This is a genomic window from Actinomyces procaprae, from assembly GCF_004798665.1.
In the GTDB taxonomy this organism is placed as follows: domain Bacteria; phylum Actinomycetota; class Actinomycetes; order Actinomycetales; family Actinomycetaceae; genus Actinomyces; species Actinomyces procaprae.
This window is the reverse complement of sequence record NZ_CP039292.1, coordinates 1654449-1669654: the sequence shown is the minus strand read 5'-3', so window position 1 is coordinate 1669654 and position 15206 is coordinate 1654449. Positions and strand designations below refer to the sequence as shown.

The 15206-nt window shown below is 70.5% G+C and carries 11 protein-coding genes; 9 read left to right on the top strand and 2 right to left on the bottom strand.

Going from position 1 to position 15206, the window contains the following annotated elements:
• Window positions 1-32 precede the first annotated feature (32 nt).
• Window positions 33-650 carry an L-threonylcarbamoyladenylate synthase gene (locus tag E4J16_RS06670; RefSeq protein WP_136194374.1) on the top strand — a complete coding sequence of 206 codons (618 nt, stop codon included), beginning with the start codon at window positions 33-35 and terminating at the stop codon, window positions 648-650.
• Between the two features lie 4 nt (window positions 651-654).
• Here the strand turns inward: E4J16_RS06670 and E4J16_RS06665 are convergent, their stop codons facing one another.
• Window positions 655-3009, bottom strand: a complete 2355-nt coding sequence (locus E4J16_RS06665; RefSeq protein WP_136313580.1) for an MMPL family transporter — start codon at window positions 3007-3009, stop codon at window positions 655-657.
• A gap of 80 nt (window positions 3010-3089) precedes the next feature.
• Between E4J16_RS06665 and E4J16_RS06660 the strand changes: the two genes are divergently transcribed.
• Window positions 3090-4517, top strand: coding sequence for a replication-associated recombination protein A (locus E4J16_RS06660; protein WP_136313579.1), 1428 nt, complete (start codon window positions 3090-3092; stop codon window positions 4515-4517).
• Between the two features lie 22 nt (window positions 4518-4539).
• Window positions 4540-5418 carry a sulfite exporter TauE/SafE family protein gene (locus E4J16_RS06655; RefSeq protein WP_275669590.1) on the top strand — a complete coding sequence of 293 codons (879 nt, stop codon included), beginning with the start codon at window positions 4540-4542 and terminating at the stop codon, window positions 5416-5418.
• Between the two features lie 406 nt (window positions 5419-5824).
• On the opposite strand, the gene E4J16_RS06650 is transcribed toward E4J16_RS06655, so the two are convergent.
• On the bottom strand, window positions 5825-6709 hold the full coding sequence (locus tag E4J16_RS06650; RefSeq protein WP_136313578.1) for an IS5 family transposase: 885 nt from the start codon (window positions 6707-6709) through the stop codon (window positions 5825-5827).
• A 972-nt stretch (window positions 6710-7681) separates the two neighbouring features.
• On the opposite strand from E4J16_RS06650, the gene rpsD reads away from it, so the two are divergent.
• The 6 genes from rpsD to aroC all read left to right on the top strand — a co-directional run bounded on the left by rpsD (window position 7682) and on the right by aroC (window position 15169).
• Window positions 7682-8305, top strand: coding sequence for a 30S ribosomal protein S4 (gene rpsD / locus E4J16_RS06645; RefSeq protein WP_136194377.1), 624 nt, complete (start codon window positions 7682-7684; stop codon window positions 8303-8305).
• A gap of 148 nt (window positions 8306-8453) precedes the next feature.
• Window positions 8454-11171 (top strand): alanine--tRNA ligase, encoded by a 2718-nt coding sequence (gene alaS, locus E4J16_RS06640; RefSeq protein WP_136313577.1) that lies wholly within the window; start codon window positions 8454-8456, stop codon window positions 11169-11171.
• 27 nt (window positions 11172-11198) lie between these two features.
• Window positions 11199-11675, top strand: a complete 477-nt coding sequence (ruvX, locus tag E4J16_RS06635) for a Holliday junction resolvase RuvX (protein ID WP_136194379.1) — start codon at window positions 11199-11201, stop codon at window positions 11673-11675.
• The gene (gene mltG, locus E4J16_RS06630; protein ID WP_136313576.1) at window positions 11672-12913 is read left to right on the top strand and encodes an endolytic transglycosylase MltG; all 1242 of its coding nucleotides are present in this window, start codon (window positions 11672-11674) and stop codon (window positions 12911-12913) included. The genes ruvX and mltG overlap by 4 nt, the downstream gene beginning before the upstream one ends.
• 5 nt (window positions 12914-12918) lie before the next feature.
• Window positions 12919-13941, top strand: a complete 1023-nt coding sequence (locus E4J16_RS06625) for a shikimate dehydrogenase (protein ID WP_136194381.1) — start codon at window positions 12919-12921, stop codon at window positions 13939-13941.
• Window positions 13942-13948: 7 nt separating this feature from the next.
• Window positions 13949-15169, top strand: a complete 1221-nt coding sequence (gene aroC / locus E4J16_RS06620) for a chorismate synthase (RefSeq protein ID WP_136313575.1) — start codon at window positions 13949-13951, stop codon at window positions 15167-15169.
• The last annotated feature ends 37 nt before the right edge of the window (window positions 15170-15206 follow it).

Genomic DNA, 15206 nt, shown 5'->3' with positions numbered 1-15206 from the left:
AATGCGGGGTGATCGGTGCAACAATGTGGGTCATGTCCCGCTACATTGAGCTGCACCCCGTCAACCCGCAGGCACGACTGGTCACCAAGGTCGTAGACAGGCTCCGGGACGGTGAGCTCATCGCCTATCCCACGGACTCCGGTTACGCGCTCGCCTGCGCGCCCGGCAACAAGGCGGGCTTGGAACGCATCCGCACCATCCGGCAACTGGACTCCAAGCACAACTTCACCTTCGTCTGCGCCGACTTCGCCCAGGCGGGGCCGCTGGCGATCGTCGGCAACAACGCCTTCCGGTTGATCAAGCGCCTCACCCCCGGTCCCTGGACCTTTATTCTCAAGGGCACCAAGGAAGTGCCGCGGATGACCCTCAACCCCAAGAAGCACACGCTGGGGGTGCGGATCCCAGACCATGCGATCGCTCAGGCGCTGGTGAAGGAGTTCGGCGCGCCCATCCTGTCCTCTACTCTGATCCGCCCAGGTCGGACGGCGCCCGAGTCCAACGGCTGGGAGATCGAGGAGGAACTCGGACACCTGATCGATGTGGTCGTTGAGGGGCCGGTGACCTCCACCGAACCGACGACGGTCATCGACCTGACCGAGGACAGCGTGCAGGTGGCCCGTGAGGGCGCGGGCGACATAAGCCTGCTGTAGGTGGTTACCGGCCGGCGTCGTCGCTCGCCGCTGCGGGCTCCGAGGGCAGGGGCGTCGGTGCGGGAGCCGCCTCCAGGCCGTAGCGGTCGTAGATGCGCCTGAGGGACTCCGGCGCCCACCAGTTCCACCGTCCCAGCAGCGTCATGGCCGCCGGTACGAGCAGCATCCGTACCAGGGTGGCGTCCAGTGCGACGACGATCGCCAGCGCCACCCCGATCTCCTTGACGATCAGCAGCTCACCGCTGACGAATCCCAGGAAGACGATCACCATGATCAGCGCGGCGAAGGTGACGATACGACCCGAGCGCTGCAGCCCCTTGGCCACTGCGGTGTCGCTGTCAGCCCCGGCGTCCCAGTACTCCTTGATGCGCGCCAGCAGGAACACTTCGTAGTCCATGGCCAGGCCGAAGCCGACGGCAACCGCCGTCACCACCACGTAGGCCTCCACCCCGCCGACGGGAGTGAAGGCGAGCAGGCCGGTCAGGTGCCCCTCCTGGAACACCCAGACGAGCACGCCCACAGAGGCCGCCAGGGACAGCAGGTTGATGACCAGCGCCTTGATCGGGACCAGCAGGGAACCGGTCATCAGGAACAGCAGCACGAGGGTGACCAGCGCGATGAAGGCGCTGACCCACGGCAGGGCGGCGAAAACTCCCTGCCTGAAGTCGAGCTGCCCGGCGGCCTGCCCCGTCACCCACATGTCCGCCGGCGCCGCGAGCGCCCTGATGGAGGCGACGGCGTCCTCCGCCGCCCGGGATGAGGACTGCGGCGCCAGCTCCAGGTAGACCACGGTGTAGTCGCCCGCGGTAGCCACCCGCAGTACCTCGGCCACGCCGTCGACGGCCGCCACGTCTGCATTGATGAAGTCGGTGACCTTCTCGCCAGTGGCGGAGACGATCACGGTGGCGTCCTGCTGCGTGACGGCGGAGTAGTTGTTCTCGAGCACCGTCAGGTAGGTCCGCTGGTCGGAGTCCGCCGGCAGCAGCTCGGTGGTCGAGGCAAGCAGGTGCAGGTTGCGGGCCGGTGATGCCAGCACCACCAGGGCCACCACGCAGGCCACGAGTACCACCCAGGCCATGCGCTGCACCTGCCGGGCGATCCAGCGGAACAGCCCCCTGTCGCTGGTCACGTCTCCCATGCGGCGCTGCAGGGTCCCGACAAGCGGGATGCGCTGCAGGAGCGTGGGGCGCAGCATGCGCCGTCCCGCCAGCACCAGTACCGCCGGCACCAGCGTCAGCGCGGCGGTCGCGGCGATCAGGCAGGAGGCCAGGCAGGCCACTGCGATTGAGCGCAGGATGGAGGTGCCAACCAGCGCCAGCCCGAGCATGCACGCCGCCACCGTCAGCGCGGAGAACAGGACGGTGCGCCCCGCCGTGGTCAGCGTCGTCGTCACGCAGGCGGTGATGAGGGTGTCCCTCCGGCCGGTGCGGCGCCGCCGCCTCCTCCCAGCGGCGCCGTCGCCCTCGGCGTCGTGGGAGCGCGCCAGCTCCTCCCGGTAACGGGACGTGATCAGCAGCCCGTAGTCGATGGAGAGCCCCAGGCTGATGACTGCCACGATGTTGATCACGAAGGACTGCAGATCCATGGCGAAGCTCAAGGCGTACAGCACGCCCATAGTGCCGCAGATCGATGCCAGGGCGCCTATCAGCGGCATGCCCGCGGCGAGGAAGCCGCCGAACACGAGCACCATGATGAGCAGGGCCAGCGGCAGGGAGATCAGCTCGCCCTTAAGCAGGTCGGCTCGTACCTGATCGTTGACCGCGTCAACCATCAGCGTGTCGTCGGAGACGATGCCGCGCACCGAGGACTCGACTCCACTCAGCTCATCCGGAACGAGCGCCAGCCTGGCCTCAACCCTGCCGACCAGCTGCGCCACCTCCCGGGCATAGGCGCGGTCGTCGGGGGAGGCGACCGTGTCGCCGTTGGGATCGACGGTCACGACCATGATGAATCCGTCCAGGTCCGCGGAGGCCAGCATCTGGGCGGCCGGCTCGGAAAGCATTCCGGGCACCACGAAGGGATCGATCACGTTCTGCTCGCCCACCAGCGCACGCAGCTCCGTGTGCGCGTCCTGCAGGGCGTCTGCGACCGCCTGCTGGGTCTCCGGCTCGGAGATGTCGATGTCCGTGACCAGTAGCGTCACCGTCTCGGCGTCGCCGGACAGTGTCTGCAGGATCTGCTCGCCCTCGGCGCTCTCGGTGCCGCCGATCGACGGGGCTCCGGCCACCGCGCGCTCGAAGAGGTTGGCGCCACCCATTCCCGTTACGGAGGCGATCAGGAGCATCAGGGCAATAACCACCCAGGTGCCGACAATGATCCAGGCGTCCTTGACGACGCGGCGGGAGAGCCAGGCAAGCATGGGGCCTAGTCTGGCAGACCCGCCGGGCACACACGGCCCGCCGCTCGGGCGGATGGCCGATCGGGTGTTGAATCGTATGTATGAATCAGGGCACCGACCTGTTTGAGAGCGCAGGTACCGACGACGCCGGTCTACCCTCCGACACCCATGCGCCACTGGCCGTGCGGATGCGGCCGCGCACCCTGGACGAGGTGCTCGGGCAGGACCATCTGCTCGCCCCCGGCTCACCGCTGCGTCGCCTGGTGGAGCCGGCGTCACCCCGGGCCGCGGGTGCCGGGGTGTCCAGTGTGGTCCTGTGGGGTCCGCCGGGTACCGGAAAGACGACGCTCGCCTACCTGGTGGCCCGTGGCTCGGGACGCCGCTTCGTGGAGTTGTCCGCCGTCACCGCCGGCGTCAAGGACATCCGTCAGGTCGTTTCCGACGCCCGAAGGCGCCTGGCGGCGGGCGAGGAGACCGTACTGTTCATCGATGAGGTGCACCGCTTCTCCCGCTCCCAGCAGGACGCCCTGCTGCCGAGCGTCGAGAACCGGTGGGTCACCCTCATGGCGGCCACCACCGAGAACCCCAGCTTCTCCGTGGTGTCTCCGCTGCTGTCGCGCTCCCTGCTGCTGACACTGCGCCCGCTGGGCGACGACGCCGTACGCGCCCTGATCGAACGGGCCCTGGCGGACTCGCGGGGACTGGTCGGCCAGGTGGCGCTGGCCGACGACGCCCGCGAGCAGATCGTGCGCATGGCCGGCTCCGACGCCCGCAAGGCCCTGACCGTGCTGGAGGCGGCCGCCGGCGCCGTACTGGCCGCCGCACCCGCACCCGGCGAGGACTCCGGCGGCCACGTGCCGCAGATCGCGCTCGCCGACGTGGAGCGCGCGGCCGACGTCGCCGCCGTGCGCTACGACCGCCAGGGCGACCAGCACTACGACGTGATCAGTGCATTCATCAAGTCCATGCGCGGCTCGGATCCCGACGCCACGTTGCACTACCTGGCGCGCATGCTCGCCGCGGGGGAGGACCCGCGCTACATAGCCCGCCGCATTACCATTCACGCGGCCGAGGACGTCGGGCTGGCAGATCCGAATGTGCTGTCGACCGCGGTGGCGGCGCAGCAGGCCGTGGCGCTGATCGGCATGCCGGAGGCGCAACTGGTGCTCGCCCAAGCGGCACTGGCGGTGGCCACGGCACCCAAGTCCAATGCCGTGACCGTCGGCATCGGTGCCGCGATGGCGGATGTCCGCGCGGGTCGCGGCGGCCAGGTTCCCGCCCACCTGCGTGACGCCCACTACGCCGGCGCGGAGCGCCTCGGCCACGGCGCCGGGTACCGCTACCCGCATGACTTCCCTCACGCCGTCGTCGCCCAGCAGTACCTTCCTGACGGGCTTTCCGGGGCCGAGTACTACCGGCCCACCGCCAACGGATTCGAGGAGCAGCTCCAACGACGCCTGGCGGCGGTCAAGCGCATCGTGCATGCGCACCGCGACGAGCCGGACGCCGGGGGACCGGCCCCGCGATGAGCGCCGGGGATAGGGTCGACGCGTGAGTACCCCACCCCGCTCCCGCGTCCCCGGCACCCGGTCCACCCGAGGCGATGGTGCGGGGCACCCGCCCCAGGCCGCCCCCGAGCCGTCGGCGGCGCGCCGCTGGCCGGCGATCATCCTGATGGGCGTTGGGGCCGGCTTCCTGGCGGGCCTGTTCGGCGTAGGCGGGGGACTGGTGATCGTTCCGGCGCTGATGGCCTTCGCCGGGATGGATCAGCGGCACGCGGCAGCGACCTCGCTGGTGGCGATCGTGCCGACCTCCGTCGTCGGCGCCGTCTCCTACGGCGTGCAGGGGCAGGTGTCCCTGGTAGCGGCCGCTTTCCTGATCGCCGGGTCCCTTGCGGGCGCGCAGCTGGGGGTGCGGCTGCTGCGTACCCTTCCGGCACGCGTCCTGCCGTGGACATTCGTCACCTTCGCGGTGCTCGTCATCGTCTCCCAGCAGGTCATGGTGCCGGTGCGCGACGCCGGCCTGACCCTCACGCCCGTGAGCGCGGCCGCACTGATCGGCGTCGGCCTGGTGGCCGGCGTACTTTCCGGGCTCGTGGGCGTGGGCGGAGGCGCGGTGATCGTCCCCGGCACGCAGCTCGCCGTTGGCCTCGGCGACCTCCTGGCACGCGGCACCTCCCTGGTGGTGATGCTGCCGACGGCTCTTTCCGGAACTGTCACCAACCTGCGTCACGGGGTCGCCGACCTGCGAGTGGGAGTCGTCGTTGGCGTCGCCTCGGCGGCGGCCTCGCCGCTGGGCAGCCGGGTGGCCGGCATGATCAGTCCCCGCACCGGCTCTGTCCTGTTCAGCGTCTTTCTCGTCTACGTGATCGTGTCCACGCTGCTGCGCTCCCGTCGCCCCTCCCCGACACACAGGGGGCAGCCGAAGTAGCCCGGCGGTCCTGCTCGGGCCGGCAGTTCACCCCTTTGCGGTGCTTCCGGCTTGGGGTTTGATGGGTGTGGGTGGTGTTGGCGTTGGGTTTTGGGTGGTTGGGGCCTGGTCGGGTGAGCGCTTCTGGGGGTGGCGCACGCTCAGTCATCTTGCAGCTTTGAGCGGACAGTGAGTTTTGCCTGGTATTCCAGCGTTCCTGGTTTTGGGTCGAAGGAGGCCGGTAGGCTCCTGCGTGCGCGGCGGGGGTCGGCGCACGCAGGAGCCGAGCGCCCCGTTCGTCGCCGGAGGTGTTTTCCGTATGATTTCGCCAAATCTCTAGAACGGTGCTGCAACTGAGCGTGCGGCATGCTCAGGCCGGGCCTACTCGGCCTACTCGCGCTGAATCCGGACACCCCGCTAGGGCGTGTTATGTAAGTCGTTTGAGCCAGTGGTCGATGCTGGCGATGTGGGTGGTGGCTTGGTAGCGGACGGCGAGCTTGTCGTACCTGGTGGCCATGGCGCGGTTCTGCTTGAGCTGGCCGAAGCACCGCTCCACGGCGTTGCGGTCCTTGTAGGCCACGGGGTCGAAGGCGGGCGGTCTGCCCCCGGCGCTGCCGCGTCGGCGGCGGTTGTCGGCCTGGTCTGCCTTGATAGGGATGGTGGCCTTGATGTGGTGGTTGCGCAGCCAGTCCCGGTTCCCCTTTGAGGAGTAGGCCTTGTCGGCCAGCACCATCTGCGGCCTGGTGCGGGGCCGTCCACCGGCAGGACGCTGGACACATATCTTGTCTAGGACGGGGATCATCATCGGGCAGTCCGCGACCTGTCCGGCGGTCAGCACCCCGGCCAGCATGCCGCAGGCGGCGTCCACGGCGGCGTGAACCTTGGTCGACCAGCCACCCCGAGAGGTCCCCAGGGCGTGATCCTCGGGCTCCCCCTCCACCAGCTGGGGACTGTCCTTGCGCGCCCCAGCGGCATGCACATGCGCCCGACAGGTGGTCGAATCCACCGACACCCGCCAGCCGATCTTGCCGGCGGCGTCGGCCTGGGCGACAAGGGCGGACTCGATGCGCTCCCACACCCCATCGGTCTGCCAGGCCCGGTACAGGGCGCAGGCCCTCCACCACGGCCCGTAGCGGGCCGGTACGTCACGCCAGGGCGCACCGACCCGGGTTCTCCACCGTACGGCGTTGATCATGTCCCGCAGCGGATACACGCGCGGCCTGCCACGAACAGGCGGGGCGGGCAGCAGGGGCTCGAGCAGCCCCCACTGAGCATCGGTCAGGTCATGACGAGCGGCAGCGTCTATACTCAACGGTCGAGGCCTTTGGCAGTGTCACGGTTTGTTCTCACACCACCCGTGATACCCCAAAGGCCTCACCCCATCCCGCACACCACGCCGACCACCCCACCCGACTAACGCAACACGCCCTAGGTCTGGTTGTGTGAGTCGTTTGTGCTGGTGGGGCGGTGCTCGCGGTGTGGGTGGTGGTCTGGTTAGTGGATGGCGGTTTTTCGCATCGGGTGGCTACGGGGTTCCGGCTTGAGCGGGCTGTGCGTGCCCGTCGAGGGGTGCGAGTGGGTCTCACGCCGCCCTGGTTCGACCGCCGACGCCCCGTTGGACCGCTGTAACCGGCGGCTACGGCGGTCCAGCGGGGGAACAGCGGTCCAACTGGAAGGCTCAACGGCCACGCACACAGACACCCAACCGCGCACCGCCACCCGAGCACTCACACAACCGGATCTACGGCCCACACCCCGGATCGGCCACCACAACAACCCCGCACCCCAAACCGGAAATGCCGCTTTTGCCCGACGGTTCATGCGTCGGCCCGAGGAGCTACCCGCGGCCCGAGGACGCCATCATTGTCCCGAACACGGTCTTGTCCACCTGAAAACCACCACCGTGTTGCGGCACCGACGCTAAGCACCGCACCCACAAGCGCGAAGAGCCAGGACGCGTTGAGTATGTGGCTAACGCTACTGCAACGACCGCGCCCGCCAGCGCGAAGGGCCAGGATCCCACCGGCGCACGCATACGCGTACGCGCCGTCGACCTGGTCGCCGCGGGCGGGCCGGTGTTGGCCGGGCCGTAGCCGGATGAGGACCGGCTCACACCCGGCGGCGTCGGCGTGCATGATCGTCGGCACTCGCGCTAATGTTTGCCCGCTGCCTGCGACGCTCATTTTGCGCGCGGGCACTCCTGGGGTCTCAGCCGTAGCAGCGGCCGACCCCGCGCCGGGACGTCCGTCCACGGCGTGCGAACCGATCCGACAGGAAGAAGACTATGAGCTCTTCACGCTCCCGCCGCCAGGTGCGCCTCTCGCGCGCCCTCGGCATCCCGCTGACCCCCAAGGCCGTCCGCTACTTCGAGAAGCGCCCCTACGGCCCCGGTGAGCACGGCCGCGCCCGCCGCCGCACCGAGTCCGACTACGCCGTCCGCCTCAAGGAGAAGCAGCGCCTGCGCGCCCAGTACGGCATCCGCGAGGCCCAGCTGCAGAAGGTCTTCGAGGAGGCCCGCCGCGAGAAGGGCATGACCGGTGAGTCCCTGGTCGAGCTGCTGGAGATGCGGCTGGACGCCCTGGTGCTGCGCGCGGGCTTCGCCCGTACGATCGCCCAGGCCCGCCAGAGTGTGGTGCACCGCCACATCATGGTCGACGGCAAGGTCGTGGACCGCCCCTCCTTCCGCGTCAAGCCCGGCCAGACCATTCAGGTGCGCCCCCGCTCCCAGGTGATGGTGCCCTTCCAGGTCGCCGCCGCGGGCACGCACCGCGACGTGCTGCCGCCCGTGCCTGAGTACCTGAACGTGGAGCTGGAGAAGCTGCAGGCTCAGCTGGTGCGCCGTCCCAAGCGCGACGAGGTTCCGGTCACCTGCGACGTGCAGATGGTCGTCGAGTACTACTCGCGCTGATCCTGCGCCATTGACGACGCCGGGACGCCCCGGACCGCACACCGGTTCGGGGCGTCCCCAGCGTTTCGGGGTAATGTCACCCCTGCCCTCCAACCCACCGCGTGCCGCGCGCACGCCCTACCCGATACGAACAGGACGAGGCACCCCAATGCGCACCTCAGAGATCCGCTCACGCTGGCTGGACTACTTCGCCGCGAACGATCACGAGATCCGCCCCTCCGTGTCCCTGGTGTCCCCGGAGCCGTCCATCCTGTTCACCGTGGCCGGGATGGTCCCCTTCATCCCCTACATCCTGGGCACCGAGAAGGCCCCCTGGCCGCGGGCCGCATCCGTGCAGAAGTGCATCCGCACCAATGACATCGACAACGTCGGACGCACCACCCGGCACGGCACGTTCTTCCAGATGAACGGCAACTTCTCCTTCGGGGACTACTTCAAGGAGGGGGCGATCGACTACGCCTGGGACCTGCTGACCGGCAGCCGCGCGGAGGGCAAGTACGGCCTGGACGGTGACCGGTTGTGGATGACCATCTGGGAGGAGGACCAGGTCTCCTTCGACCACTGGACCCGGGTGATCGGCGTGCCCGCGGAGCGGGTGCAGCGACTGCCCTTCGCGGAGATCTCCTGGTCGACCGGCCAGCCCGGCCCGGCCGGCGCCTGCTGCGAGATCCACTACGACCGCGGTCCCGCCTACGGTCCCGACGGGGGCCCCGCCGCGGATACGGCCGGAGACCGCTTCCTGGAGATCTGGAACCTCGTATTCGACGAGTTCATCCGAGGCGAGGGTGAGGGCCACGACTTCGAGCTGATCGGCAAGCTCGACCAGACCGCGATCGACACCGGCCTGGGCCTGGAGCGCCTGGCATTCATCATGCAGGACAAGCCCAACATGTACGAGATCGACGAGGTGTTCCCCGTGATCGCGGCCGCGGAGGCCATGAGCGGTAAGACTTACGGGCGCGGCGCCGCCGGCCCGGAGGCCGGGGACGCCTACCTGGATGACGTGCGCCTGCGGGTGGTTGCCGATCACGTCCGCTCCGCGCTGATGCTCATCGGCGACGGCGTGCGCCCCGGTAACGACGGCCGCGGCTATGTGCTGCGCCGCCTGATCCGCCGTGCAGTGCGCTCCATGCGGCTGCTCGGCGTCGGCGAGGCCACACTGCCCACGCTGCTGACCGCGTCGAAGGACGCGATGAAGGCCTCCTACCCCGAGCTTGAGGCCGGCTGGGCGACCATCTCGGATGTCGCCTACGCCGAGGAGGACGCCTTCCGTCGCACCCTCGCCGCGGGCACCACCATCCTCGACACCGCCGTGAGTGCCGCGAAGCAGGCCGCCGCGGCCCAGGCGCGCGGCGCCCGGCCGGTGGTTCCCGGCAAGGCCGCCTTCGAGCTGCATGACACCTACGGCTTCCCCATTGACCTGACCCTGGAGATGGCCGCCGAGCAGGGCGTTGAGGTGGACGAGGCCACCTTCCGCACGCTCATGGAGGAGCAGAAGGAGCGCGCCCGTGCCGACGCCCGCGCGAAGAAGGCCGGGCACACCGACGTCCGCGTGTTCCAGGAGATTGAGAAGCAGATGGGCGGCGGCTCAGACTTCCTCGGGTACACCGAGGCCGCAGCCGACGCCACCGTCACCGGCCTGCTGGTGGACGGCGCCCCCGCACCGGTGGCGACCGCGCCGGCGGAGGTCGAGGTGATCCTGGACCGCACTCCGTTCTACGCCGAGATGGGTGGGCAGCTGGCCGACCACGGCACGATCCGCCTGGCCGACGGCGGCGTGATCGAGGTCCATGACGTGCAGGCCCCCATCCGCGGGCTGTCGGTGCACCGCGGCACACTGACCGAGGGCACCGCAACCGTTGGCGAGCGCGCCTACGCCGAGATCGACGCGGTGCGCCGCCTGGCGATCGCCCGGGCCCACACCGGCACGCACATGGTCTACGCCGGACTGCGCAACGTCGTATCGCCCGACGCCACCCAGGCAGGAAGCGAGAACTCACCCGCAAGGCTGCGCTTCGACTTCCGTCACGGCTCGGCGCTCAGCGGCGGCCAGATGGATGACATTGAGGCCCTGGTCAATGACAAGGTCGCGGAGAACCTGCCGGTGACCACCGAGGTGATGAGTCTGGACAAGGCCCGCGCCTCAGGCGCCATCGCGCTGTTCGGGGAGAAGTACGGCAAGCAGGTGCGGGTGGTCACCATCGGGGATGGCTTCGACCGCGAGCTGTGCGGCGGCACCCACGTGCCCTCCACGGGGCACATCGGGCGCATCGCCCTGCTGGGGGAGGGGTCCATCGGCTCCGGGGTGCGTCGCATCGACGCGCTGGTGGCGGACTCCGCCTACGGCTTCCAGCGCAAGGAGCACGCGCTCGTCTCCCAGCTGTCCACGCTGGTGGGCGGGCGTCCAGAGGAACTGCCGGGACGCGTCGAGAGCCTCATGGCCAGGCTCAAGGACGCGGAGAAGCGGCTCGCCGCCGCCGAGCAGGCCGCTCTGACCGCCCGCGCGGCGGAGATCGCGGCCGCGGCATCCCGCAGCGGCGATTACTTGCTGGCCAGTGCCTCACTCGGCGTCGTGGGCTCCGCCGACGCCCTGCGCAGCCTCGCGCTCGACGTGCGCGGACGGCTGCCCGAGTCGGAGCCGGTCGTCGTCGCGCTGGCCGCCGAGGCCAACGGGCGCCCGCTGATCGTCGTGGCCACCAACCCCGCGGCCCGCGCGGCCGGTGCCCGGGCGGGCGCGCTCGTGCGCACCGCCGCCAAGACACTGGGCGGCGGCGGCGGCGGCAAGGACGACGTGGCCCAGGGGGGCGGGCAGGATCCTGCCGCGATCCCCGCATCCCTGGCCGCCGTCGCGGCGGCCCTGGCCTGACCGCCCGCGCAATCGCCTGGGGACGGCATGCGAACCGGGGTGAGGCTGGCATTCGACGTCGGCAAGGTGCGTGTGGGCGTGGCGCGCTGCGACGCCGACGCCATCCTTGCCGTACCGCTTACGACACTGCACCGTGACCGTTATGGCGCGGACCTCGAAGAGGCCGCGGACCTGGTCGACGAGTTGAGCGCGATGGAGGTGATCGTCGGCCTGCCCCGCTCCCTGAGCGGTGGCTCCTCCCGGTCCACCAAGGACGCGCGCCGGTGGGCGGGCGAGCTGGCCGCGCTCATCGCCCCCGTACGGGTCCGGCTGGTTGACGAGCGCCTCAGTACTGTTTCCGCCCATCGCGCCTTGCACGAGTCGGGTCGCCGGGAGCAGAACTTCCGCAGTGTTGTGGACCAGGCCGCCGCAGTTGTCATACTTGAGCAGGCGCTCGCGACCGAACGCTCCACCAACGCGCCCGCAGGCGACGTAGCCGCACCCATTCAGAGAGGCGAACAGTGACCGAGGACGACTTCTTCTCGGCGGTCGGGGTAGAGGCCCCCGACGCCGGGCAGCCGGAGGACAGCCGCCGTCGGCGTCGTAGCAGCCGGCAGGCCGAGCGCAGCCGGAGGCGCCGCAAGCGGCGTCGGCACGCCCTGACCGCCGTCGTGCTCGCCGTGGTGCTGGCCGCCGTCGGATTCGTGGGATACAAGGCCGTCGGCGTGATCAGGGGAGCGCAGTCGACCCAAACGGCCGTGTCCGACTACACGGGTGCGGGCACCGAGGAGGTCGTCGTCACCATTCCCGAGGGTGCCACTGGTGCGGATATCGCCGAGATCCTCGCCGAGGCCGATGTGGTTGCCACGGCCGGCGCCTTCAAGAACGCCTACTCGGCCAACTCCAACTCCGGCAGTATCCAGGCCGGCACCTACACGCTCAAGAAGCACATGTCGGCGGCCAACGCGGTCGCGCTGCTGCTGGACCCGTCATCCCGCTCCGACCACACGCTCACCATTCCCGAGGGTGCGACCAAGGCGCAGGTCAAGGAGAGGCTGATGAGCGTGGGCGGCTACAGCGACGCCGACGTGGAGCAGGCCTTCGCCGATGCCGCGGCAATCGGCCTGCCCCAGGCCGCGGGCGGGGATGTGGAGGGCTGGCTCGCCCCCTCCACCTATGACGTCGCCGAGGACGCCACGGCCACCGACGTGGTTGCCTCCATGGTGTCCACGACCCTGGCGCGACTAAGCAAGGCCGGTGTTGCCGAGGGCGACTACGAGGCCGTGCTGACCAAGGCATCCATCGTCGAGCGGGAGGTCTCCAACGCCACGTACTACGGCCAGGTGGCCCGGGTGATCGACAACCGCCTGGCTGACACCAAGGGTGAGACCAAGGGCATGCTCCAGATGGACTCCACCGTGCTGTACGGCCTGGGACGCACCGGCGGCATGCCCACGGCCGAGGAGGTCGCGGACTCCTCCAACGCCTACAACACCTACCAGCACGCGGGGCTGCCGCCCACGCCGATCGGCAGCCCCGGCGAGGCGGTCATCCAGGCCGTCGTCTCCCCGCCGGCGGGGGACTGGCTCTACTTCGTCACCGTGAACCTCGAGACCGGTGAGACGGTGTTCGCCACGACCAACGCCGAGCAGGAGGAGAACAAGAAGCGACTGAACCAGTACTGCGAGGACAACCGGGAGATCTGCTACCCGGAGACCGCCTCGCCCAGCGCATCGGCGAGTGCCTCGGCCGGCGGGGAGTAGCCCGCATGGATGCCGCCTCGGCCGTTAGTGCCGGCTCAACTGGTCCTGCCGGGCCTGCCCGTCCCATTCGGTACCGGGCCGCTGTTATCGGCAACCCGGTCACGCACTCGTTGTCGCCGGTGCTGCACCGCGCGGCCTACGCCGACCTCGGCCTGGAGGACTGGGCGTACGAGCGCCGTGAGGTTGCGCCGGCCGAGCTTCCCGCCCTGCTGGACGATCTGGCGGCACCGTCACCGACCGGCCCGATCTGGGCGGGCCTGAGCGTGACGATGCCCCACAAGCAGGCACTGCTGGGCAGGCTGGACGTTGTCGACCCGCTCGCGGCCACCGTGGGGGCGGTGAACACGGTGGTCGCCCAGCGGTCCGGACGGGGCGCCGCGCTGCTGGCCGGCTTCAACACCGACGTCGCCGGAATCGTCGGTGCCGTGCGCGAGGCCGGCCGGACCGCCGCGGACGGAAACGGCGCTGGCCCCTCCCGCGCCGTCGTACTGGGGTCCGGCGCCACCGCCTGCTCCGCCCTGGCCGCGCTCACCGAGCTGGGGGCCACCGATATCGTCGTCGCGGCCCGCCGGCACGCCGGTCCCGGCCGGGCACTCACCGCCGCGCACCGCATGGGGCTAGAGGTGACCGCCCTGACCTGGCGTCCGGGCGACGCCGCCTCCGACGCCGAGGTTGCCGCCGCCGCCGCGCAGGCCGACGTGTTCGTGTCCACCCTGCCGGCCGGTGCCGCCGACACCCTGTCCGCGCCGCTGTCCGCCGCCCTGGAGGGCGGGGCCCCCAGGCGCGGCGCGGTGATGCTCGACGTCGTCTACGCGCCCTGGCCCACCCCGCTGGCCGGAGCCTGGCGGGCCGGCGGCGGCGCCGTCGCTCCCGGGTGGCTGATGCTGCTGCACCAGGCCGTCCCCCAAGTCACCGTCATGACCGGCCGCACGCCCGAGCTCGGACCGATGCGTCAGGCACTGCTGGCGGCGCTCACGGAGCGTGCGGGCGTGGACGCCGCCCATGCTCCGGGTGCGGACGTGGGATGATCAGCCCATGCTTCGATGGATGACCGCCGGCGAGTCCCATGGCGAGGCCCTCACCGCCATCATTGAGGGTGTCCCCGCGGGCATTGACATAACCAGTGACCAGGTCCGTGCGGCGCTGGCGCGGCGCCGCCTGGGGCACGGGCGCGGTGCCCGGCAGAAGTTCGAGGCCGACGAGCTGACGGTCCTCGGCGGCATCCGCCACGGCCGCACCCTCGGCGGCCCGATCGCGCTGCGCATCGGCAACTCGGAGTGGCCCAAGTGGTCGACCGTGATGAGCCCGGACCCGGTGCCGGAGTCCGCCCTGCGCAGGCACGCCGGAACCGGCGACGAGCGTGAGATCGCCCGCAACCTCCCGCTGACGCGGCCCCGTCCCGGTCACGCCGACCTGCCCGGCCTGCTCAAGTACGACCTGCCTGATGCCCGTCCCGTCCTGGAGCGCGCTTCCGCCCGTGAGACCGCCGCCCGGGTGGCACTGGGCGCGGTCGCGGAGGCCCTGCTGGAGCAGGTCGCCGGAATCCGCCTGGTCAGCCACGTCGTCCGCATCGGCGCGGTCGAGCTGCCGCCGGCGGTGCCCGCACCGACCCCGGAGGACGAGCAGCGACTTTGTGACGATCCGGTGCGCTGCACCGACCCCGCGACCAGTGCCGCGATGGTCGCCGAGATCGATGCCGCCCGCAAGGCGGGGGACACGCTCGGCGGCGTCGTGGAGGTGATCGCCACCGGCGTGCCGATCGGCCTGGGCACCCACGTGCAGGCGGATCGGCGGCTGGACGCGCGCCTGGCCGGAGCCCTCATGGGTATCCAGGCGGTCAAGGGCGTGGAGATCGGTGACGGCTTCGCGGAGGCCGCCCGCCGTGGCTCGGCCGCTCACGACGAGATCGTCGCGCTGGAGGACGGGCGGGTGGAACGTGCCACCAACCGGGCCGGAGGCATCGAAGGCGGCATCAGCAACGGTGCCGCCGTGAGGGTTCGGGCCGCCTACAAGCCCATCTCCACGGTGCCCCGCGCGCTGCGCACCGTCGACCTGGCCAACGGGGAGCCCGCCTCCGGCCTGCATCAGCGCTCGGACACCACCGCGGTGGTGCCCGGTGCCGTGATCGCCGAGGCGATGGTGGCGCTGGTACTGGCCGACGCCCTGCTGGAGAAGACCGGCGGGGACTCCGCAGCGGAGGCACGCCGCAACCTGTCCGGCTACCTCGCCCGTGTCGCCGAACGCACCCGTTGGTGACCTGCCCGTACGCACACCCCTACACGCCGAAGGAGCC